Here is a 21,163-nt window from a genome sequence, read left to right as displayed (position 1 = left end):
ATTTTCATATTAAAAAGCCTACCCTGTCTTGAATTCAATCTTCTCTAAAAACATATTAAGCAAATTAAAAGCTGCAAATAACAAAAGTTACTTACAGCTTCATTTTATTTTAAGATTTCTCTTAATTCCTTATTGTTTTGTTGCCTGATTTTATTTATTTGTTTTCTAGCTTCGTAGCCTTCTATAATTTTTTTCTCTTCAAGACTTTCTCCAATAATTGCTGGAATCTTACCTGGCTCTGCTCCCTTGCACTTAAAAGTTAAGAAACAAAAGGCTGCAAGTTCAGTTTCACCAGTCATAGGAACTTCTTTAGTAAATTTTGTAAAGACTTCTACAGAAGTGTTCCCCACTCCTGAAATAAAAGTTGTCGCAGTTAAAAAATCTCCTTGGTTAATTGGCTTATGAAAAGTAAAGTTATCACATGAGATTGTGGCAACTCTTCCCCTTGTGTGTCTTATGGCACAAGTACCAGAACTGTGGTCTGCTATCTCGAAAAGTCTGGGTCCATAAAGTGTGCCTCCAGTGTTTAAATCTGTTGGCATGATACCGTAAGTAAAGACTACCTTTGATTCTGAAACTTTTTTTGAATTAGTAGAGATATTTTGCAACTTCAGCACCTAATCTTGCGTTGTTTTTTACAAGAGCAATATTTGCTTCAAGAGACTTTCCTTCTGTAACTTCAAGAACCTTGCTTAATAAGAATGGAGTTGTTTCCTTTCCATGAATTCCTTTCTTTTCAGCTTCAACAAGAGCTGTTTCAATTGCCTTATTAATTTTATCTTCATCCATTGAATCTGATTCTGGAATTGGATTTGTAAGAAGAATTCCACCAGTTAGGCCAAGATCCCATTGAGTGTTTGCGGCTTCTGCTGCTTCCTTTGGAGTCTTAATATTGTAGTCAACTTTAAACTCAGATTTTCTTGTAAAGAAAGCTGGCATGTAGTCAGTTTGGTAACCAAATACTGGCACACCCTTTGTTTCAAGATATTCAAGAGTAAGTCCAATATCAAGGATTGATTTACAACCTGCACATACTATCATAATGTCATTTGATGCAAGTTCATCAAGGTCTCTTGAAATATCAAATGTTGTTTCAGCGTGTCTGTGAACTCCACCAAGTCCACCTGTAACAAAGATTTTGATTCCAGCAAGCCTTGATGCAATAATTGTTGATGCAACAGTTGTAGCTCCATTAAGTCCACGAGAAACGATGTAAGCAAAGTCTCTTCTTGAAGCCTTGATGATGTCTTTTGAAGTTGCCATAAATTCTAACTCTTCTTCGCTAAGACCGATTTTTATTTTTCCTCCAATTATTGCAGTTGTTGCAGGAACAGCTCCATTTTCTCTAATTATTTCTTCACAAGCCTTAGCTGTTTCAATATTTTGTGGGTAAGGCATTCCGTGAGAAATAATTGTAGATTCAAGAGCAACTACTGGTTTGCCTTCTTCCATAGCTTTTTTAACTTCGTCACTGTACTCAACATATTTTTTTAACATTTCATTAGTAATCATAAATTTCTCCTTTTAAATTATTTTCATTCATATCCTTTGAACATGAGTCTGAACTCATAAGTGCTATCCTAGCCGCAGCTTCTGCTGTAGCCATTCTCTCTTCTATTTCTAGGTCATTGTAGAGTCCATAAGCATAGCCTGCCATAAAGGCATCTCCTGCTCCACTGGCACTAAATACCTTAACTTCTCTTGGCTTTCTCATCATTTTAAAATCTTTTTCAAAATAATACGATCCTTGACCTCCAGCAGTTATTACAAGACTTTCTAGTCCCTTATTGATTAGGTCTTCTCCAAGCCTATCTATATTATCAGTTTCTAAGCCTGAAAGGGCTTGGGCTTCGTAAATATTTACCTTTAAGAAGTAAATCTTATCAAGCAAATCTTTAATCTTAATTACCTTCTTAGTTGAAACCCCATCTATTAAAAACTTTCCCTTTAAATTTTTTAGGACATAGTCAAGAGTTTCTTCTTCAAGGTTTGTATCCATTACTGTGAACTCAGCGTTCTCAATAATCTTTTTATTTTTCTCTACATAATCCTTGTCTATATTTTTTATAAGTTCCATATCTGATATGGCTACGTACATATCCCTTGTTTCATCAAGGATTGCAAGATAGTGTGGAGTGATACCATCAGTTATTAAAACTCTTGAGCTATCAACATTAATCCTATTGAGCTCAGTCAAAATATTTTTGCCAGCATCGTCTCTTCCTACCACTGATAGGAGGCTTGTATTAACTCCAAGCCTTGCTAGGTTCTCACAAATGTTTCTTCCAACACCGCCACTAGAGTATTCAATTTTACCTGGGTTTGAGTCTCTCTCCTTTAAATTGTCAAGGGTTGAACCTGTTATATCCATATTGCAGCCACCAAGTATTGCTACATAGGTGTCCTCTCTTAAGATATAACCCCTGCCCAAGATATAACCCGAAGTCATCAAGTTATTAATATGGGCAGATACACCTGACCTTGTGATCTTTAACTCATCAGCAATTTCTTGCTGAGACATTCCAGGATTTTTTTTCAAAAGATTTATAATTTCTTTCTCTCTTGGAGTCAAAAAAATCACCTCTAATCATTTACTTATATTCTAGTCAAATGATTAGAGGATGTCAATATCTTATAAAAAGTTTTCTTGATTTTTTCTTAGCTTATCTTCTTCTCTTGCTTCCCTGTAGCATCTTCTACAAAGTGGTTCATATTCTTCTACTGCTCCCAGCTCTACCCTCTTGTCGCTCTTGATTTTTCTATGAGAAACCCAGGCATCTGTTCCACATTTCTTGCAAACTGCATGATGTTTGTTGAGGTAGTCAACCTTGGGCATAAGTTCCTTTACTATTTCAAAGGGTTGAGCCATGTAGTCCATATCAAGACCTGCCAAAACAATGGTAATCCCCATATCGAGAATTTTTTCTAAGTCTTCTAATACAAGTTCAGGAGTGTCGCACAAAAATTGTACTTCATCAATACCAACAACTTGTGGAGAGTATTTTTCTACATAATCTAATATTTCTCTTATTGATTCTACTTCAACAGCGTCAAGGGAAATCTTGTCATGTGTGACAATTTCACTTTTAGCATACCTCTTATCCATAAGTGGTTTAAAGGCAACCACCTTGTAGTTGGCAATAGAAAATCTCTTTAGGTCCTTTTCGAGTGAGCTTGTCTTACCTGAAAACATTGAACCTGTGTGTAAAATCATTCTTCCTCTATATTGATGCATGACCTTATCCCTTATACTCTTCTACAAGTGCTTCTTCTATTACAATATCATTAACTGGCTTATCCATAAAACCAACTCTAGTCCTTGCAATGTCATCAACTACATCCATTCCTTCAAAAACTTGTCCAAAGACAGAGTGCTTTCCATCAAGCCAAAAAGCTCCACCCTTTTCTTCGTAGGCTTTTACAATTTCTTCAGGATAACCATTTTTTTCTCCAGCTTCTTTCATTTGGGAGATTATATCATCAGATAGCTTGTCCCCTTGAACAATAAAAAATTGAGATCCATTTGTATTAGGACCAGCGTTTGCCATGGAAAGGGCTCCCCTAAAGTTTCTAAAGTTTACATCAAACTCATCCTTAAAAGGTTTATTCCACTTACTTTCTCCTCCACGACCTGTTCCACTTGGATCTCCACCTTGAATCATAAAGTTTTCTATAACCCTATGAAAAATTATTCCATCGTAGTACTTGTCTTCTATAAGTGAAATGAAGTTTTCAACAGCAAGGGGTGCTGCTTCTTCAAATAATCTAATCTTAATATTGCCTTTATTAGTCTTTAGCACTGCAATCTTTTCTCCAATTGCAGGTTTTTCAAATTGTTTTAACATTCTATCTCCCTTTCATAAATAACTTTTCATATTAATTCTAAAACCTTTAGTCTTTTTTCGCAAATAATAATACATAAAAGTTAAAAATATTCCCTTTAAAACTGATGATAGGGTCATGGCCGTCCATATTCCATTTACATGTAAAATTTGCATTAATAAAAGAGCCATAGGAATCCTTGACACATTAAATACCATAGAATTTATAGCGGGATACCTCGTGAGGCCAAGTCCATTTAACATACCTGTAGTACCAATTTCTAAAGTCATAAAGTATTGCGAAAAAGCTAGAATTTTTAAATAATCTATACCGGCTATAATGGCCTCAGGGTCCTTAGGTATAAAGAGTCTAAATAAATTTTCTGCAAAGAAAAATAAGAGGACTGTAGCAAAAATTCCAATTATGTTTATAATTTTCAAGGCCTCTCTTCTTCCATGATGAAGCCTTTCATAATTTTTTGCTCCAAAATTTTGACCAAAAAATGCTGAGAAGGCAACGGAAAAACCATCAGCAGTCATCCAGGAAATAGACTCTACTTGCGATCCAATGGAATAAACAGCAATGTATAAAGCTCCAAAGCTTGCTATATATCTATTTAATATCATACTCACTGAAGCATGAATTAAAGACTGGAGTGATGCAGGCAAGCCAAGATTTAGAATTGATTTAAAGTAAGAGCTTTCAGGCATCTTAAAATAATTTGTCCTCACAAATATTTCTCTATTTACTACTCCAACGTAAAGATACAATAGGCTCGATACCATCTGGGCAAGAACAGTAGCATAGGCTGCTCCCCTTATTCCCATTTCTGGAAATATCCAAATTCCAAAGATGAAAAAGGGATCCAGGATTAAATTAATTATTAGGGAAATAATTGAAATCTTAAAGGGTGTTATTGAATTTCCCTTAGCAAAAAAAGCTGAAGATAAGATTGGATTTAAAAAAGTAAAAATAAGTCCTCCACTGACAATTAATAAATAATCAACTGCCATAGTGTGAACAGATTTTTCTAGTCTATAAAAGCCAATAATATTATTTCTCATACTTATGTATAAGGTCATTAAACCTATACAAAAGATTGAATTAATTATAAATCCTGCTATCCAAACTTTTTTTGACGACTCCTCATCATTCCTTCCAAAGGCCTGAGACAGTCCAACAGAAACTCCTGTCTTGGCAACAAGGGTTATGGCCTGAGCCATCCAAACTAAAAAGGAACAGGCCCCTACAGCAGCTACTGCTTCTGTAGAGAGTCGTCCCAACCACATTAAATCTACAAGAGAATATGCCATTTGAACAAAGGCAGTTCCCATTAGCGGCAAAGCCATTTTTAATAGGGCAGAAAAAATATTTCCCCTTAGTAAATTGACTTCCCTCATTTATTAACAATCACCTTGATCTGTAATAATTATTGGACCATCCTTTGTTATCGCAATTTGGTGCTCATATTGGGCTGAAAGAGAACCGTCCTTTGTCCTTGCTGTCCAACCATTATCGTCAATTGTAAGTTCCTTCTTGCCCATATTTATCATTGGTTCAATAGTAAATACCATTCCCTCTTGGATTCTAAGACCACGTCCAGGCTTTCCATAGTGTAAAACTTGTGGGTCTTCATGCATTTCTTGTCCAATGCCATGGCCAACAAATTCTCTTACTACAGAATAGCCATTGTCTTCAGCGTGTTTTTGTACTGCTGCTCCAATATCGCCAAGTCTATTTCCTATTACAGCTTTTTCTATTCCCTTATACATTGCTTCACGAGTAACTCTTAAAAGTTTTTTTGCTTCAGGTGAAACATTGCCCACTTCATAGGACCAAGCTGAATCGGCAAGCCATCCATCCACATTTACAACCATATCAACTGTAATTATGTCTCCGTCTTTTAATTCATATTCAGTTGGAAAACCGTGGCAAATTTCATCATTAACAGAGGCACAAACTGAATAAGGATAGCCTTCGTAACCCTTTTGTTCAGGATAGGCTCCTCTTTCCTTTAAATAATTTTCCACGAATCTGTCGATTTCAATTGTCTTAACACCAGGCTTAATAAAATCTCTAAGCTTGTGGTGAACGTCTGATAAAACTCTACCAGCAACTTGCATTTTCTTAATTTCCTCTTCTGTTTTTATAATTATCATTTTAACTCCTTTACTATTTCGCTTAAATCATCGTCCTTCAATGCCCAGTGATAGGCATCTGGATTTATATCTATAGCTTTAATAATCTCTTCTTTAGCCAAGTCATCTCTCCCAAGCAAGTGGAAGGAGCAGGCCTTGTTATAGTGAAGATTTACCGACTTTGGAAAATCTATAAGTCCCCTGTTTAATATATCAATAGCAGCTTTATAATCCTTTTCTTCAATATAAATTGCTGACATATTTAAAAATAAAAAGGGTTCTTCAAATTTTCCTATGGCATCATAATAATATTTAAGTGCCAGCTTGTTGTCGCCCTTCTTTTTACTAAGGACACCCATATTATAGATGGCTCTCCCATAATCTTGTTTAATATCTAATGATTTTTTTACATAATTTTCTGCCAGTTCATCTTCATTTAGGACTTCATAGATAGACCCTAGGTCATTGTAGGCTACAAAATCAAATTTATCTATGTCAATAACTTTTTTTAATTCATCTATGGCAAGCCTACTCTCTCCCATTTTGTCATAGGCTTGAGCCAAGTAATAGTGAGCCCTGTCATAATTATCATCTAAGTTAATGGCTCTTTTATAATTTCCTATAGAGTAGCCTATGTCTCCACCCTCGAAGTCATTGGTAATGGCAAGTCCATAATAGGCACCAGGCATTTCCTTTAAATCTAAAATCTTTTCAAAATAATTTTTTGCCTCATTATAAACTTCTTTTTTTAGATAAATATCAGCTAACTCAAAGTAAACTGAAATTCTTTCATCAATGTCTTTGGTAGATGTAAAGTTAAGCGACCTTAGTAAAAGGTCCTCAGCCTTATCATAATCGCCATCAATTAAAAAATCTTCTGCTAAAATTAAATAGTTTTTAAATTTTAAGTCCATTAAAAAACCTCAATTCCTATTCTATTATATAGTATTTTTTTCAATTTCACAGAGATAGAAATAATTTTTAATTAAATATATAATGAATGTGGTGATAAGTGTGAGAAGATTTTTATCCTTTAATGATTTTTTTAAAGAATACTTTGGCGGCAAGACTGTCAAGCTTTCTCTTGATGGAGGATTTTCTTGTCCCAACAGAGATGGCAGACTGTCAAATACTGGTTGCATCTTCTGTTCTGATGAAGGCAGTGGAGAGTTCGCTAGTTCAAAGTATTTAAGTATAGAGGAACAAATTGAAAGTCAAAAAAAGTTTTTAAAAAATAAATGGAAAGCCGAGAACTACATAGCCTACTTTCAAAATTTTACCAACACCTATGGGGATCTTGATGATTTAAAAAGAATTTATGATCAAGTCGCAGACCGTGATGATGTGAGTGGTATTTCAATTGCAACTAGGTGTGACTGCCTTGATGATGAGAAGATTGAGTATTTAAAAGAAATCTCTGAGAAAAAAACTCTTTGGCTTGAACTTGGGATGCAATCAGTTAATGAAGAAACAATTAAGCTAATTAATCGTGGCTACTCTCACAAACTTTTTGATGATACTATAAATAAGCTAAAGGATGCAAATATTTTATTTTTGCTTCACGCTATCTTCGGGCTTCCCTATGAAAGCCAAGGGGACTTCGATAAGACAATTAATTATATAAAAGATCTTGCACCCTTTGGAGTAAAGTTTCACAATTTATACATCTTAAAGGATTCGCCAATCTATAATCTATACAAAAATAAAAATTTTAAAATTCTTTCAAAAGAGGAATATGTTGATCTTATTCTTAGAGCCCTAGATAGGATTGACGAGAAAACTGTAGTCCACAGGATAACTGGGGACCCACCAAAGTCAAAACTTTATGAACCTAAGTGGTGTGCTGACAAGTTGTCTGTGATTTCTGAAATCGACAAGGCTTTAAAGGAAAGTAATAAAAAAATAATTTCTCAAGATGAGATAATAAAAATTTCAAATTATTGGAAGGATAAGGATAAGGCTTTTTACCAGTTTCCTTAAATTTTCTTTTCTACTGGTGTATAATGTATAAAGATATAGCGACTAAATAAATTTATCGATAAAAGGAGAAACATGAAAAATATTCCTAGAGATTTAATAAAAAAATATAAAGTTAAGTTTGTAATTCTTGGTTCCGATGAAAATGCCTATGGGATTGCTCGTATTTTAAATGACAACTATGGTCTAATCTCCACAGTTTTTTGTCAAAAGGCCCTTCCTGCTACAGACAATTCAAAGATTCTTGATAGAAAAATTATAAAAAACTTTTCTGATAATGAAGTTTTTGTAAATGAAATGATAAAATTTGCAGAAGCTAATAAAGATGCCAGCCTGATTACAATTCCATGCGGTGACGAGTATTCCAAGTTGCTATCAAACAACAAGGAAAAGATAAAACAATATTACAAGTTTAATACGCCATCAACAGACTTAAATGAAAGGCTTGAAAATAAAATTGATTTTTATAATACCTGCGAAGAACTTAGCATACCCTATCCTAAATTTGCAATAATAAATTCTTCTAAGGAAATTAAAGACCTTGATTTGCAATTTCCACTTATACTTAAGCCCAACGATTCTATTTCCTATGTGAAATTATCTTTTCCAAACAAGTATAAGGTCTACACAATATCTGATTATGAAGAACTTGAGTCCGTTGTAAAAACTATTTACGATGACAACAACTATGAAGGTACAATGCTTGTCCAAGAATTTATTCCTGGCCCTGCATCAAACCAAGCCTCCTTTAACGCCTACTGTGACAAGAATGGAAAAGTTAGGATGATGGTATATGGTCAAATTCTTCTTGCCGATCCACTTCCACTAAGGATTGGAAATAATGATGCGATTTACACAAGATATATGCCAGAACTTTTTAAATTCTATAAAGAAAAGTTAGAGTCAATTCACTACACTGGCTTTTCAAACATAGACTTAAAATACGATCCACGAGACAATAGCTTCAAGGCCTTTGAAATGAACCTAAGACTTCCACAAAGTCACTACTTTATGGCTGCTGGTGGCGTAAACGTTCTTGATTTTTACATTCGTGACCTCTTAGACCTTGGCTTTGAAGAAGAGGTTTACTACCACAAGGATACTTCAAAAATTTGGATGAATGCCCATCCAAAACTTTTAAAAGAATACACAAATAAAAAATACCACAAGACAATTGATAAGCTTTTAAGGAATGGCTATGAGTTTACAATTAACAACAAGAAGGACTTTAGCATTTCTAGAGAAATAACTTATCTAAAGAGAAAGTATGGATCAATAAAACACTACAAAATGTATTATAAATTAGAAAAATAAAAATTAACCAGCTCTTTGATATGGAGCTGGTTATTCTTTGACCTTAAATATTAAGTAATAAATTAATATTTAAGAGCTATCTATAATTTACTTTCTAATTCTTATTTAAAATTTTAAATTCATATGTTTTTCGATGCTTATAAAAGAAAACCCAAGCTTCTTAAAGCTTGGGCTTAATCTTAATCTCTCGACTGAATGATAAAGGCTGAGCCAGAATTGATTTTTATAGTAGCACTATCTCCCACCATTTCATTACTAACTCCCCTGCTAGGATTTTCTGAATTAATTTCAAGGTTTTCTACTTCGTAATAAAGCCCCTTAGTTGTAAAGTTCATCCTATCACCAGCATTTATTAAAGAAAAATATTTTTTATTGGTTTTTACGAAGTCATAAGTTCCTTCTTCTACATAAATAACTTCATTATAATCGTCTTCTATTTTTGACTTTATTCCCTTTTTGTATAATTTTTTAAGATTCAATAAGTTGGCAAGCTCATGGTCAAGTCTTGTTCCCAGTGCACCAAGAATTACAATATCCTTGTAGCCTTCATCAACTAGGTAAGATAAGGCCAGCTCTGTGTCAGTGAAATCTTTTTTTGCAGGAAACTTTTTAACTTCTATCTTGTGTTCCTTAATATAAGTTAGGGCTTCCTCTCCAATAGAATCAAGATCACCTAATAGAAGATTGGCTCCTAAATCATACTTCATAAGAAGTCTCGCGCCACCATCTGCCACAATTATAAACCTATCAAGATACTTTTCTATTAGTTCTTTAGAAACTTGCCTGCCACCAGAAATTAATAATGCTTTTTTCATAACAATTCCTTAAATGCCTTTATATTTTCCCTAGTCTTATTTTTTTGAAAAATTGCAGAGCCTGCAACAAGTATATCAGCTCCAGCCTTTAGAACTTCTCTTGCGTTGTCTAGCTTAACCCCACCATCAACTTCAATTAGGGTCTTGAGCTTTCTTTCTTCAATCATCTTCTTTACTTCAGATATTTTTCTAAGAGCAGATGGGATGAATTTTTGTCCACCAAAGCCTGGATTAACACTCATAATTAATACTAAGTCAAGCTTGTCTAAAGTATAATCTAAGACTTCAAGACTGTCTGATGGATTAAGGGCAAGGCCTGCCTTTATACCATGGGACTTAATAAGTGAAAGTGTCCTATCAAGGTGCTTGGTTGTACTTGGATGGATAGTTATAATGTCAGAGCCTGCATTTTTAAAATCTTCAATGAAATTTTCTGGTCTTTCAATCATTAGGTGGGTGTCAAAGGGAATATCTGTTAAAGGCCTCAAGGATTTCACTATACCAGGACCATAGGAAATATTTGGCACATAGTTCCCATCCATGATATCAAGGTGAAGAAAGTCAACTTTCTCTTCCTTGAGTATCTTTATTTCTTTTTCTAAATTTGTAAAATCTGCTGAGAGTAGTGATGGTGAAATCATTAGTATTCTCCTTTGCTTTTTAATTCTTCAAAAATGTATAAGTAGTTATCGTATCTTTCTTTTTCAATTTTTCCAGCCTTAAGAGCTTGCTTAACCCCACACTGTGGTTCTCTTATGTGGTTGCAGTTGTTAAACTTACAAGATGAATATTTTTCAAATTCTCTAAAATAATTTTTTAAATCATCACTGTTAATATTTAAGTTTAAGGAAGAAAAGCCTGGTGTGTCAAAGATATATATATCATCCTTAAATAGGATTTCTGTGTGTCTTGTTGTATGCTTACCTCTTCTCGTCTTGTCAGAGACTTTCCCGACTTCAAGCTCCTTATCCAATATCCTAGAAGTAATCGTTGACTTGCCTGCACCACTAACTCCACATAGAGCAACTGTCTTTCCCCTTATATAATATCTTAAGTCCTCTATAGAATCATCTTTGTAAGAAATCATAAAAGTTTTAAATCCAGAGTTCTCATAAAGACTTACAAGTTTCTTGCTCACTTCCCTATCTAGGTCACACTTATTTATTATAATAGCCACATCAATGCCTTGGTGCTCTGCCTGTATAATAGTCTTGTCTATTGTCATTAAATTATATTTTGGATCCATAACAGGAACCACAACTAGAGCCATATCAACATTGGCTACCTTTGGCCTTGTGAGCATATTTTTTCTGGGATATACTTTTTCAATATATCCCAGAGTTTTTTCTTCATATTTAAATTCTACCTTGTCACCAACTATTGGCTCCACCTTGGAATGTCTAAAATTTCCTCTTGCCCTAGTCTCATAAACTTGTCCCTCAGCAAGAATGTAGTAGAAGCCACCAATTAGTTTAATTATCTTTCCAATCATTATCTTATCTTTTCAGTTTTTACAAGGTTGCCATCAACATATATGTTGTAATCACCAGGACCTATAAGTTCAACACTTGCAACGTCTCCAGCTTCAACATTATAGTTCCAAACAGTTTGACCACCTGTTTTATTTCCATTGCCATCTCTTACCCTGTCAGCAGAAACCTTGTGGCTATCTCCATCATCAGGAACCTTAATCTTTATATGATTTACCTTGTTAAAATTATCATCCTTGTTGTTATCGTCACTATTTTTATCTTCATTCCTATCATCAGCATCTGTTTTAGGTCCCTTTGATATATAAAGTGTGACAGTTGATCCCTTTTCCACACTTGTTTTTGATTTTGGATCCATGTCATAAACTTGACCCTCAGAAACCTTGTTACTATATCCGTTTTCTATAACAACAGTTAGCCCAAGACTCTTTAATTGATTTACAACAACATCTTGGTCCATACCCTTGTAGTCGCCTAAAACAACTGGAGTATTGTCAGCCCCCTTAGATACAATAAGTTTTACAGCTGTTCCTCTTTTTACAGAGTAACCTCCATCAGGGTTTGAATAAATGACCTTACCTTCTTCAACAGTGTCATTAAATTCTTCTTCTACAGAACCTAATTTTAGTGAATTTTCTTCAAGTAATTTTTTTGCTTCATCTTCTGACAATCCCTTAAGTGGTGGAACTGGAACAGAATCAGGAAGTTCATTAATTTCAAGTGTAACTGTGCTTCCTTTTTCGACGGTAGTCCCTTCTTCTGGATTTTGTCCTAATACTACTCCATCTGGTTCATTTTCATTTTCCACGGTATTAACATCTAATACTAAGCCCTGAGCCTCTATAAGTTCCTTTGCTTCTTCACGAGTCTTTCCAATGTAATTTTCAATAGAAATTTTTTCAACTACGTCACCAGACTTCATACCCTTTATTGCCTTTGGAACTACATAAATTAAGAGAGCAATAATTACAATAGCCGAGAATATCCCCAATATGGCTGGAGCCACAGATTTTTTCTTTTTAAGAACTTTTTTTGGTTTGTTAGGTCTTTTGGCATCCAAATTATTTGAGTGATTCCTATTTGGCCTTCTATTAACAGGTGGAGTGACAACTGTTGCATCCTCATCTTCTTCGTAAACTCTATTTACTGAGAAAGTCTTTGCCCCCATTGTGTAATCTTTAATGTCCTTAATAAGTTCAAAGACATCCTTATATCTATGATCTGGATCTTTTTCAGTCATCTTTAAAACTAAGGCATCAACAGATGGGTCAAGACTTTTTATAAATTCAGAAGGTCTTGGCATCTGAGATTGCACTTGCATCAAAGCAACAGATACAGGATTATCTGCATCAAAAGGCAACCTACCTGTTAACATTTCAAAAAGAACTATACCCAGAGAATAAATATCAGACCTGTTATCTACCTTTGCACCCCTAGCTTGTTCTGGTGAAAAATAGTGAACAGAACCCATAACAGCATTTGTAGCTGTCACAGTTGTGTTGTCTGCTACTCTCGCTATTCCAAAGTCTGTAACCTTTATCCTATCATCCCTTGTGACCATAATATTTTGAGGCTTTATATCTCTGTGGACTATATGCTTAGAGTGGGCAACTTTAAGGGCTTCAGCAATTTGTATGCAGTAATTTAAGGCCCTCTTTTCGGAAAGTCTTCCTTCATCATTAATTAAGTCCTTAAGAGTTTTTCCATCAATGTACTCCATAACAATGTAGTGGACTTCCTTATCTTGAATTTTTTCAGTCCCAACATCATAAATGCTAACTATATTTGGGTGAGAGATGCTTGCTGCTGCAAGTGACTCTCTCTTAAATTTTCTTATAAAATTGTTATCTTCATTATATTCTAATTTTAGAACCTTAATGGCAACTATCCTATCAAGTTTGCTGTCATGAGCCTTAAATACATTGCCCATACCGCCAGTGCCAATTTTTTCTAATATTTCGTATCTATTTCCTAAAATTTTATTAATCATTGCCCACCTACTCATTAAATACTAAAATAAATGTAATATTATCCATGCCACCATTTTTTAGGGCTAAGTCAAGAAGCATATCCCTAGCTTCTTCAGGGCTGTTCTCTTGTACAATCTTAAATATATCCTCATCAGGAACCATATTTGTTAGCCCGTCTGAACAAAATAAAAATACATCCTTATCCTTAATGTTAAGAGTGTTAACTATAACCTCTATATCAGATGTGGTCCCCATAGCCTTAGTTAAGACATTTTTCTTGGGGTGATTTTTTGCTTCTTCTTCCGTAATTTCTCCAATTTCAATTAGATAATTTACAAAGGAATCATCTTGAGTTATTTGTTCCATCTCTTCATTTATCCTATAGATTCTAGAATCTCCTATATTAGAATAAATAAGAACATTATCCAAAATAAGTCCACTTGATAAAGTGGTTCCCATTCCCCTATAATCTTCATTTTCTTGGGAGCTTTCATAAATTTTTTTATTGGCATCTCTAATTGAAGAAGAAAGGATCTCTATTGCATCGTCAATGCTTACTACCTCTCTTTCACTTGCAAAATCTTCACCAATTATTTCCGTTGCCATCTTAGATGCTCTTTCACCTGCAAGATGGCCTCCCATTCCATCAGCTAATAGATATAAGTTTTTTGACTCATTTACATAAAATGAATCTTCGTTGTTTTTTCTGTAGTTACCTACATTTGTTGCTGATACTACTTTCATTCATTTCACCTCGATCTTACGCCTAAGTTGTCCACATGAGGCACTGATGTCGCTACCTAGTTCTCTTCTTATCGTTACATTAAATCCCTTTTTCTCAAGCTTGTTTTTGAAGTCGTTAATTTCAGCCTTAGAAGGCCTCTTCTCATCGAATTCTTCTATGGGATTTAAGGGAATTAAATTTATGTGACACTTTAAATTTTTTGCAAAATTATATAGGTCATCAATATTTTTAAATCCATCATTTTGATTTTTTATCATTGTGTATTCAAAGGTAATCCTATTATTTGTCTTATCTACATAATACTCCAAGGATTTCTTTAGTTCAGCAAGATTAAAACGCCTATTAATTGGCATAAGTGCTGACCTATCTTTGTCATTCGTTTGATGTAGACTTACTGCCAGGTTAATTGGAAGATTTAAGTCTGCAAGATTATAAATCTTATCGGCAACTCCACAAGTTGAAATTGTAATATTCCTATATGATGTATTATGACCCTTCTCGCTGTGAAGAAGTTTTATAAATCTAATCACTTCATCAAAGTTATCAAGGGGCTCGCCACTTCCCATTAATATAAAATTTGAAATCTTTATATTATATTTATTTTCGATTTCATAAACCTGTCCAAGCATTTCACCAGCACTAAGGTTTCTCACAAGTCCCGACTTTGTTGAAGCACAAAAATCGCAACCCATTCTGCAACCAACTTGAGTAGATACACATTGAGAATAACCATGCTTGTACTCCATTAAGACACCCTCAATTAGGTTTCCATCCTTTAGTCTAAAGAGCATCTTTTTTGTTTCATCTAGGTCTGAATCGAAACTTTTAAATATTTCTATTTTATTTACTTCTTCATCTTTTATAAGTGAGATGGCCTTTGCCGAAAGATTTGAATTCTCCACATCATATCTTTTTTTATCGTGGAAAAAAGTAAAAAGTTGCGTGCCTCTAAAGGTCTTCTCTTTTCTATCTTCAAAAAATTTGCGCAGTTCATCTTCATACATAGAATTTAATTCCATTAAAACCACCTATTCATCTAATCATTATACCATTAGACATCTACAAATAAAAAGAGATTTAATGAAATTAATCAAATACAAAAAAGACTGCGAAAAATTTTCACAGTCTTGATTAGTTTATGAAGTTTTTTCTAAGAGACAAATGGAAAAACCATCTGAACCATCAACTGATGGGAAAAGTTTTAAGACTTCCTTGTCTCTTAATTTTTTTATTTTAAAGTTCTCGTTCTCTTTTAAAAAGTTATCAATTACATCTTCGTTCTCAGTCTTTGATAGAGAACAAGTTGAGTAGAGTAAGAGTCCTTTTTCTTTTACATATTCTTTAGCCCTGTTTAAAATTTCTAATTGAATTAGTCCAAGTTCCTTTAAGTCCTCAAGACCTTTATTCCATTTTATGTCTGGCTTCTTCCTATAAAGACCAATGCCAGAACAAGGCGCATCAACTAAGACGTAATCAAACTTATTAATAAACTCTTCCTTCAAGACTCTGGCATCATTAATCATTGGTGATATGTTTTTGCAACCGAGTCTCTCTGCATTTTCTTTTATTAATTTAATTTTTCCCTTGGACTTATCACAAGCGATAATTTCTCCTGTGTTATCCATAAGCTCTGATAGGTGACTTGTCTTCCCACCAGGTGCTGCACAAAGATCAAGAACCTTTGAATCCTTGCTTGGATTTAAAAATGTAGAAACTAAAATGGAGCCTAAGTCTTGTACATAGAAGTGCCCTTTGTCAAAAAATTCAGTGTCTATAATTCCATTGGGATTTAAAACATTTAAGGAATTCTTATAAGTTGTTTCTTCGATGTCAAAGCCAGCCTTAGTTAAGTTTTTAATAAGTTCATCCCTATTAGTTTTTAAAGTGTTAACCCTAATAGTAAAGGGTGGCTTTTCGTTATTAGACTTAAGGAGTTTTTTTGTAAATTCTTCTCCATAGTTTTTATAAAAATACTCTGTATAAAATCTTGGATGAGAATAATAAGTTGAGAGATTATCTATTGAATTCTTCAAAGTAACTTGAAGAGGCTTCTTTTTTGAAATACTTCTTAGAATTCCATTGGTAAAAGAAATTGATCCCTTGTTGCCATAAATCTTTGCAAGATTTACAGATTCATCAACTATGGAGTAATCAGGAACCTTGTCGAGAAAATACATTTGATAAATAGCCATCTCCAAGATACTAAGTATAATTTTGTGAATCCTATTGAAGCTAACTTTAGAATTTTCTCTTATAACGTAGTCTAAGTAACTTTTATTTCTCACAACTCCCGTACTTATTTCTTTAATGAAGGCAAAGTCTCTTTCATCAATATTTGATTTTTTTAAAATTTCTAAACTTTCCTCTAAAAATGTCCCCTTATAGAGGACATCATTAATTATTTGCAGTGCTTTATCTCTGGCGTTCTTCATTAATCTCTTCTTCCAAATATACTAAGTAATCTCAAAAATTGTCCAATTGCAACTAAAGTTGATGCAACGTATGTTAGTGCTGCTGCACTTAAAACTTCTCTTGTGCCTTTTAAATCTTCTTCAGATATAATTCCCATAGCAAGCTCTTCTTTCGCCCTATTAGATGCGTTAAACTCAACAGGCAGGGTAACTATTTGAAATAAAACTACAAAGAAGAATAGAGCAATACCCAGCTTAGTAAAAAATATAGAAAAGAAAAAGCCTAGTATTATTAAAAAGAAGGAGACTTGTGTGCCAAGATTTGCAAGTGGAACTAGGGCTGCTCTAAACTTTAAAGGAGCATAGTCCACTGAGTCTTGAATGGCATGACCAACTTCATGGGCTGCAATAGAAACTGATGCAATTGAATTTTTATAATAAACATCTCTTGATAGGTTTAAAGTTTTATCTCTAGGATCATAGTGGTCCGAAAGTTTCCCATCAACCATCCTAATACTTACATTAGAAAGTCCATTTCTATCTAAAATTTCCCTGGCAACTTCTGCGCCACTTAAATTTGTTGACGCTGGAATTTTTTTATATTTTTCATAGGCAGAGCTAATCTTTGCCTGTGCATACATGGCTAGAATTAAGCCTGGTAGTATATAAATTAAATAAGAGAAATCATAAGCATAAAAATATGGTCCAAACATTATTTTCCTCCAATCACATAATTTTCTTGGAATTTATTTCCTCGTAAAAAATCATCTATTCCCATTGCTCTTTTTCCTGGTGCTTGTATTTCTTTAACAGAGATTGCCCCATCACCTGTTTTAATTATTAATTCTTTGTCTGATTTTATAATTGTTCCTGCTTCTTTTTCACAATTATCATCAAGTTTTTCTGCCTTGTAAATCTTATAGAACTTGTCATCATATTTGAACCTTACTCCATAGTGTGGACTAAGACCCTTTATTTTATTTACGATGTTTAAAGAAGTGTCATTAAAATCTAAGTCTAAATCATTTTTTAATATCTTACTAGCATAAGTTTTTTTGGATTCATCTTGTTCTATAAATTCTACTGGTCCTTTAGAAGCTTCTAGGATAAATTCTTCTAGTAAATCTGCACCCATTTGTGAAAGTTTTTCTTCAAGTTCTCCTGCATTCATTTCTCCAATTTCAATTTCTCTCGCAGAGGAAACTGGTCCAGAATCAAGACCTTCCTCAACCTTCATTAGACTGACCCCAGTCTTTGAGTGGCCTTCCATAATGGCCCTATTAATTGGTGCTGCCCCTCTTAGATAAGGTAAAAGGGAAGCGTGAACATTTACTATATATTTCTTTGGCAGGTCTATTATAGCTTTGCTTAAAATTTGACCATAAGCAACAACAACAATAATATCAGCTTGAACTTGTCTTAATTTCTCAATTGCTTCAGGAGAATTTACATCTGCTGGTTGGAAAACTTCAAGTCCAAGTTCCTCTGCCTTTTCTTTTACGGGAGTTTTAGTAAACTTTTTTCCCCTGCCCTTTCTCTTATCTTCTTGAGATACTACAAGGGCAACTTCTCCTAATTTATTTAATCTTTCCAAAATGGGAACGGAAAATTCAGGAGTTCCCATAAAGATAAACTTCATTATTCACCACTCTCCACTTCATACATTTCTATTGCCTTGTCTGTATAAAGTATTCCATTAAGGTGGTCTGTCTCGTGTTGAATAATCCTAGCCAAAAAGTTTTCTGCTTCCATAATAATCTCTTGACCTTCTAAGTCATTGTACTTCACCTTAATGTGTTTTGCCCTTTTAACTGTCCCTTGTTTTCCAGGAACTGAAAGACATCCTTCCATTGAGACTTCTTCTCCATCTTTTTCTATAATTTCAGGATTTATCATATAAAATCTCATGGGCTTTTCGCCTTCTTCTTCCTCGTCTTCCCTATTGTCAACAACAATTAATCTTTTAAGGATTCCTATTTGAGGGGCAGCAAGACCTACTCCATAGGCCATATCCATGGTTTCGTACATATCCTCTATTAAAAGTTTTAATCTATCATTGTAATTAGTAACTATTTTTGATGTTTTCCTAAGAATTGGATCTTCATCTGTTCTAATTTTTCTTATTGCCATTAAATCACCTAAAATTCTATATTTAATATTATTTTTCTTTCATCTTCTATCTTGCTGTTATTTATTACCCTATTAAGACCTTCAATTAACAAAGCCAGGTCCTTAGGCTTGACCTTAAGGGAAAATTTAGTCTTGTTTATATTCTTTATCTTAGGCATCTTGATAAATTTTGTTACCATGATACTCATACCCTTTAAGTCAATAGACATTTGTTGTAAAAATTTTTCTGCCCAAACTTGAGTAAGGTTTTCATCGTAGGATGAAAATTCAAGTTCAATTAATTTTGTATAAGGAGGATACAAAAAAGTCTTTCTCTCTTCAATTTCATACTCGTAGAAGTCTTCATAATCTCCCTTAGCAGAGTAATTTATAATTTCACTGTCGGGACTGTAGGTTTGAATTATAACTTGTCCCTTCTTTGATGCACGTCCTGCCCTTCCTGAGACTTGAGTTATAAGTTGGAAAGTTCTCTCTCTTGCCTTGTAATCAGAAATGTATAGAGATAAATCTGCTGCAACTATACCCACAAGAGTAACATCTTCAAAGTCAAATCCCTTAGATACCATTTGAGTACCTATAATAACATCAGCTTCCTTATTCTTTATCTTCTCATAAAATTCATTAAAGGAATCTTTCTTGCCAGTTGTGTCCCTATCCATCCTTAGGACCCTAGCTTCTGGAAAATATTTTTTGACTTCTTCCTCTACCCTTTGAGTTCCAACTCCAAATTGTTTTATGAATTTAGATCCGCATGAAGGGCATAACTTAGGCAGTGGCTTTGTCTTTCCACAATAGTGACATATTAATCTATTCTTTGACTTGTGATAAGTCATAGATATGTCACAGTCATCACACTTTATAACTTCCCCGCAGGACCTGCAAGAAATAAAATTAGAAAAGCCCCTCCTATTTAAAAACAATATAACTTGTTCCTTATTCTTTAACTTTTCTTCTATAGCTTTTTTTAGGTCTCTACTAAATATTGAGACGTTGCCCATGATAAGTTCGTCTCTCATGTCAACTATTTCTGTATCTGGTAGGAAGGCTCCTTTCTTGGCCCTGTTTTTTAATTGGCAAAGATTATAAAATCCCTTCTTAGCATAAAAATATGATTCCACAGAAGGAGTTGCAGATCCAAGAACTACCTTGCCCCTATCCTTCATCCTATTAATAGCAACTTCTATAGTATCATACTTTAAATTATCGTGAAATTCATAAGAAGAGTCGTGGGCTTCGTCAACTATAACCATTTTTAAATTTTTAAAAGGTACAAAGACAGCAGATCTCACTCCAACGACAACCTTTACTTGGTCATTTAAAACCTTTCTGTATTCATCATATCTTTCACCTGAAGATAACTTAGAATGAATTATTGCCACTTCCTTGTCAAACCAAGATTTAAATCTCTCAATCATCTGAGGTGTTAAACCAATTTCTGGAACAAGAACAATAACTTGTCCACCATCTTCTATGACTCTTGATGTTAGATTCAAATAAACTTCAGTCTTACCGGACCCAGTGAGACCATGGAGTAGTGATACAACTTTGTCAGTCTCTTCTATACTTTTTAAAGCTTCTTGCTGCTCATCATTTAGTGCCAACTTATTTTTCTTATAAGGATTTTCTATAGGTTCTCTATTAACTTCTTTTTTATATTCTTCTATTAAGTTTCTTTTAATCAAGGTCTTTATTGGAGAATAAGATATATTTAGTCCCGTCATAGCATCCACTCGAGAGATATCTTTCTTATCTTTTATAAAATTAAATACCTGAGCCTGTTTTTCGCTTATGCCCTCAAGATTTTTTGAATCAAAATCCTCTGAAACTTTTAAATAATTAACAAGTTTTGGCTTTATAGCTACTAGTGAATCATAAATATATTTTAGATAGCCCTTGGTCCTTAGTCTCTTAATAATAATTTTTTCATCTTCACTTAAGTCTTCAAAATATTTTGACAGATCAATAGAGTTTAAGTCCTCTAGATCCTTGCCATGGGGATACTTCTCAACAAGGATTTTCTTTTTAATTTTTTGTAGGTTCCCAGGAGGTAAGATTGGAGAAAAGGCCTTTGAATAACCTACGAGGTATCTTTCTTTCATCCATAATCCAAGTTTTATTAAATCTTCAGAAATTATTGGTTCATCATCAATGACTGAATGAATTTCTTTTAATTTTTCTAGCTGGTTTCCAGAATAATTTTCGTGCAAAAAAAGGACGATACCAACTCGGTGAGATTTACCAAAATTTACGAGAACTCGCATACCAGGTTGAACATCATCTTTTACTATATATGTATAAAGTTTATCTATTTTTTGAAAATTATTTTCTATAAAAATATCTGCAAACATATC

The 21,163-nt window shown here is 33.8% G+C and carries 21 protein-coding genes; 2 read left to right on the top strand and 19 right to left on the bottom strand.

Translation table 11 applies throughout. The features are described from left to right. Positions 1 to 104: 104 nt before the first annotated feature. Genes CAN42_RS06135 through CAN42_RS06100 form a run of 8 tightly spaced genes read right to left on the bottom strand, consistent with a single transcriptional unit; the run spans position 105 to position 6,874 of the window. Complete coding sequence (locus CAN42_RS06135) at positions 105 to 617, bottom strand: acyl-CoA thioesterase (protein ID WP_245149856.1); 513 nt, start codon at positions 615 to 617, stop codon at positions 105 to 107. Beyond that, positions 589 to 1,512 (bottom strand): pseudouridine-5'-phosphate glycosidase, encoded by a 924-nt coding sequence (locus tag CAN42_RS06130; RefSeq protein WP_062571165.1) that lies wholly within the window; start codon positions 1,510 to 1,512, stop codon positions 589 to 591. The genes CAN42_RS06135 and CAN42_RS06130 overlap by 29 nt, the downstream gene beginning before the upstream one ends. Next, a complete protein-coding gene (locus CAN42_RS06125; protein WP_245149855.1) occupies positions 1,502 to 2,581 on the bottom strand; it encodes a carbohydrate kinase in 1,080 nt (359 codons plus the stop codon). Before CAN42_RS06125 ends, CAN42_RS06130 begins: the two co-directional genes overlap by 11 nt. A 51-nt stretch (positions 2,582 to 2,632) precedes the next feature. Continuing rightward, positions 2,633 to 3,235 (bottom strand): thymidine kinase, encoded by a 603-nt coding sequence (locus tag CAN42_RS06120; protein ID WP_085875957.1) that lies wholly within the window; start codon positions 3,233 to 3,235, stop codon positions 2,633 to 2,635. 4 nt (positions 3,236 to 3,239) lie between these two features. After that, the gene (locus CAN42_RS06115) at positions 3,240 to 3,845 is read right to left on the bottom strand and encodes a peptidylprolyl isomerase (RefSeq protein ID WP_085875956.1); all 606 of its coding nucleotides are present in this window, start codon (positions 3,843 to 3,845) and stop codon (positions 3,240 to 3,242) included. Positions 3,846 to 3,857: 12 nt separating this feature from the next. Continuing rightward, positions 3,858 to 5,222 (bottom strand): MATE family efflux transporter, encoded by a 1,365-nt coding sequence (locus CAN42_RS06110; RefSeq protein ID WP_085875955.1) that lies wholly within the window; start codon positions 5,220 to 5,222, stop codon positions 3,858 to 3,860. A 3-nt stretch (positions 5,223 to 5,225) separates the two neighbouring features. Further along, positions 5,226 to 5,981 carry a type I methionyl aminopeptidase gene (gene map, locus CAN42_RS06105; RefSeq protein ID WP_085875954.1) on the bottom strand — a complete coding sequence of 252 codons (756 nt, stop codon included), beginning with the start codon at positions 5,979 to 5,981 and terminating at the stop codon, positions 5,226 to 5,228. Beyond that, a complete protein-coding gene (locus tag CAN42_RS06100) occupies positions 5,978 to 6,874 on the bottom strand; it encodes a tetratricopeptide repeat protein (protein WP_085875953.1) in 897 nt (298 codons plus the stop codon). The genes map and CAN42_RS06100 overlap by 4 nt, the downstream gene beginning before the upstream one ends. A gap of 100 nt (positions 6,875 to 6,974) precedes the next feature. Here CAN42_RS06100 and mnmL point away from each other — a divergent pair, with 100 nt between their 5' ends. Beyond that, complete coding sequence (gene mnmL / locus CAN42_RS06095) at positions 6,975 to 7,940, top strand: tRNA modification radical SAM protein MnmL/YtqA (RefSeq protein WP_085875952.1); 966 nt, start codon at positions 6,975 to 6,977, stop codon at positions 7,938 to 7,940. Between the two features lie 72 nt (positions 7,941 to 8,012). Further along, positions 8,013 to 9,251 (top strand): carboxylate--amine ligase, encoded by a 1,239-nt coding sequence (locus CAN42_RS06090; RefSeq protein ID WP_085875951.1) that lies wholly within the window; start codon positions 8,013 to 8,015, stop codon positions 9,249 to 9,251. Between the two features lie 179 nt (positions 9,252 to 9,430). Here the strand turns inward: CAN42_RS06090 and CAN42_RS06085 are convergent, their stop codons facing one another. The 11 genes from CAN42_RS06085 to priA all read right to left on the bottom strand — a co-directional run bounded on the left by CAN42_RS06085 (position 9,431) and on the right by priA (position 21,160). Further along, positions 9,431 to 10,066 (bottom strand): thiamine diphosphokinase, encoded by a 636-nt coding sequence (locus CAN42_RS06085; protein WP_085875950.1) that lies wholly within the window; start codon positions 10,064 to 10,066, stop codon positions 9,431 to 9,433. After that, positions 10,063 to 10,707 carry a ribulose-phosphate 3-epimerase gene (rpe, locus tag CAN42_RS06080; RefSeq protein ID WP_085875949.1) on the bottom strand — a complete coding sequence of 215 codons (645 nt, stop codon included), beginning with the start codon at positions 10,705 to 10,707 and terminating at the stop codon, positions 10,063 to 10,065. The genes CAN42_RS06085 and rpe overlap by 4 nt, the downstream gene beginning before the upstream one ends. After that, entirely contained in the window at positions 10,707 to 11,558 is an 852-nt protein-coding gene (rsgA, locus tag CAN42_RS06075) for a ribosome small subunit-dependent GTPase A (protein ID WP_085875948.1), read from the bottom strand. Before rsgA ends, rpe begins: the two co-directional genes overlap by 1 nt. After that, positions 11,558 to 13,546: a Stk1 family PASTA domain-containing Ser/Thr kinase gene (pknB, locus tag CAN42_RS06070; protein ID WP_085875947.1), complete on the bottom strand. Its 1,989-nt coding sequence runs from the start codon at positions 13,544 to 13,546 to the stop codon at positions 11,558 to 11,560. The genes rsgA and pknB overlap by 1 nt, the downstream gene beginning before the upstream one ends. A 7-nt stretch (positions 13,547 to 13,553) precedes the next feature. After that, positions 13,554 to 14,270: a Stp1/IreP family PP2C-type Ser/Thr phosphatase gene (locus CAN42_RS06065; protein ID WP_085875946.1), complete on the bottom strand. Its 717-nt coding sequence runs from the start codon at positions 14,268 to 14,270 to the stop codon at positions 13,554 to 13,556. Next, the gene (rlmN, locus tag CAN42_RS06060; protein ID WP_135100553.1) at positions 14,271 to 15,290 is read right to left on the bottom strand and encodes a dual-specificity RNA methyltransferase RlmN; all 1,020 of its coding nucleotides are present in this window, start codon (positions 15,288 to 15,290) and stop codon (positions 14,271 to 14,273) included. Between the two features lie 117 nt (positions 15,291 to 15,407). Beyond that, positions 15,408 to 16,703, bottom strand: a complete 1,296-nt coding sequence (rsmB, locus tag CAN42_RS06055) for a 16S rRNA (cytosine(967)-C(5))-methyltransferase RsmB (RefSeq protein WP_085875945.1) — start codon at positions 16,701 to 16,703, stop codon at positions 15,408 to 15,410. Further along, positions 16,703 to 17,395, bottom strand: coding sequence for a zinc metallopeptidase (locus tag CAN42_RS06050; RefSeq protein ID WP_062571149.1), 693 nt, complete (start codon positions 17,393 to 17,395; stop codon positions 16,703 to 16,705). The genes rsmB and CAN42_RS06050 overlap by 1 nt, the downstream gene beginning before the upstream one ends. Continuing rightward, a complete protein-coding gene (gene fmt, locus CAN42_RS06045; protein ID WP_085875944.1) occupies positions 17,395 to 18,321 on the bottom strand; it encodes a methionyl-tRNA formyltransferase in 927 nt (308 codons plus the stop codon). Before fmt ends, CAN42_RS06050 begins: the two co-directional genes overlap by 1 nt. Then, positions 18,321 to 18,812, bottom strand: coding sequence for a peptide deformylase (gene def, locus CAN42_RS06040; RefSeq protein ID WP_062571147.1), 492 nt, complete (start codon positions 18,810 to 18,812; stop codon positions 18,321 to 18,323). The genes fmt and def overlap by 1 nt, the downstream gene beginning before the upstream one ends. Positions 18,813 to 18,820: 8 nt before the next feature. Continuing rightward, positions 18,821 to 21,160 carry a primosomal protein N' gene (gene priA, locus CAN42_RS06035; protein ID WP_085875943.1) on the bottom strand — a complete coding sequence of 780 codons (2,340 nt, stop codon included), beginning with the start codon at positions 21,158 to 21,160 and terminating at the stop codon, positions 18,821 to 18,823. Positions 21,161 to 21,163 lie beyond the last annotated feature (3 nt).

Origin of the sequence: Peptoniphilus vaginalis (genome assembly GCF_900176605.1) — a bacterium.
GTDB classification, from domain to species: Bacteria; Bacillota; Clostridia; order Tissierellales; family Peptoniphilaceae; genus Peptoniphilus_A; species Peptoniphilus_A vaginalis.
Note: the sequence above shows the minus strand (reverse complement) of the source record. Positions and strands in the feature narration are given on the sequence as shown.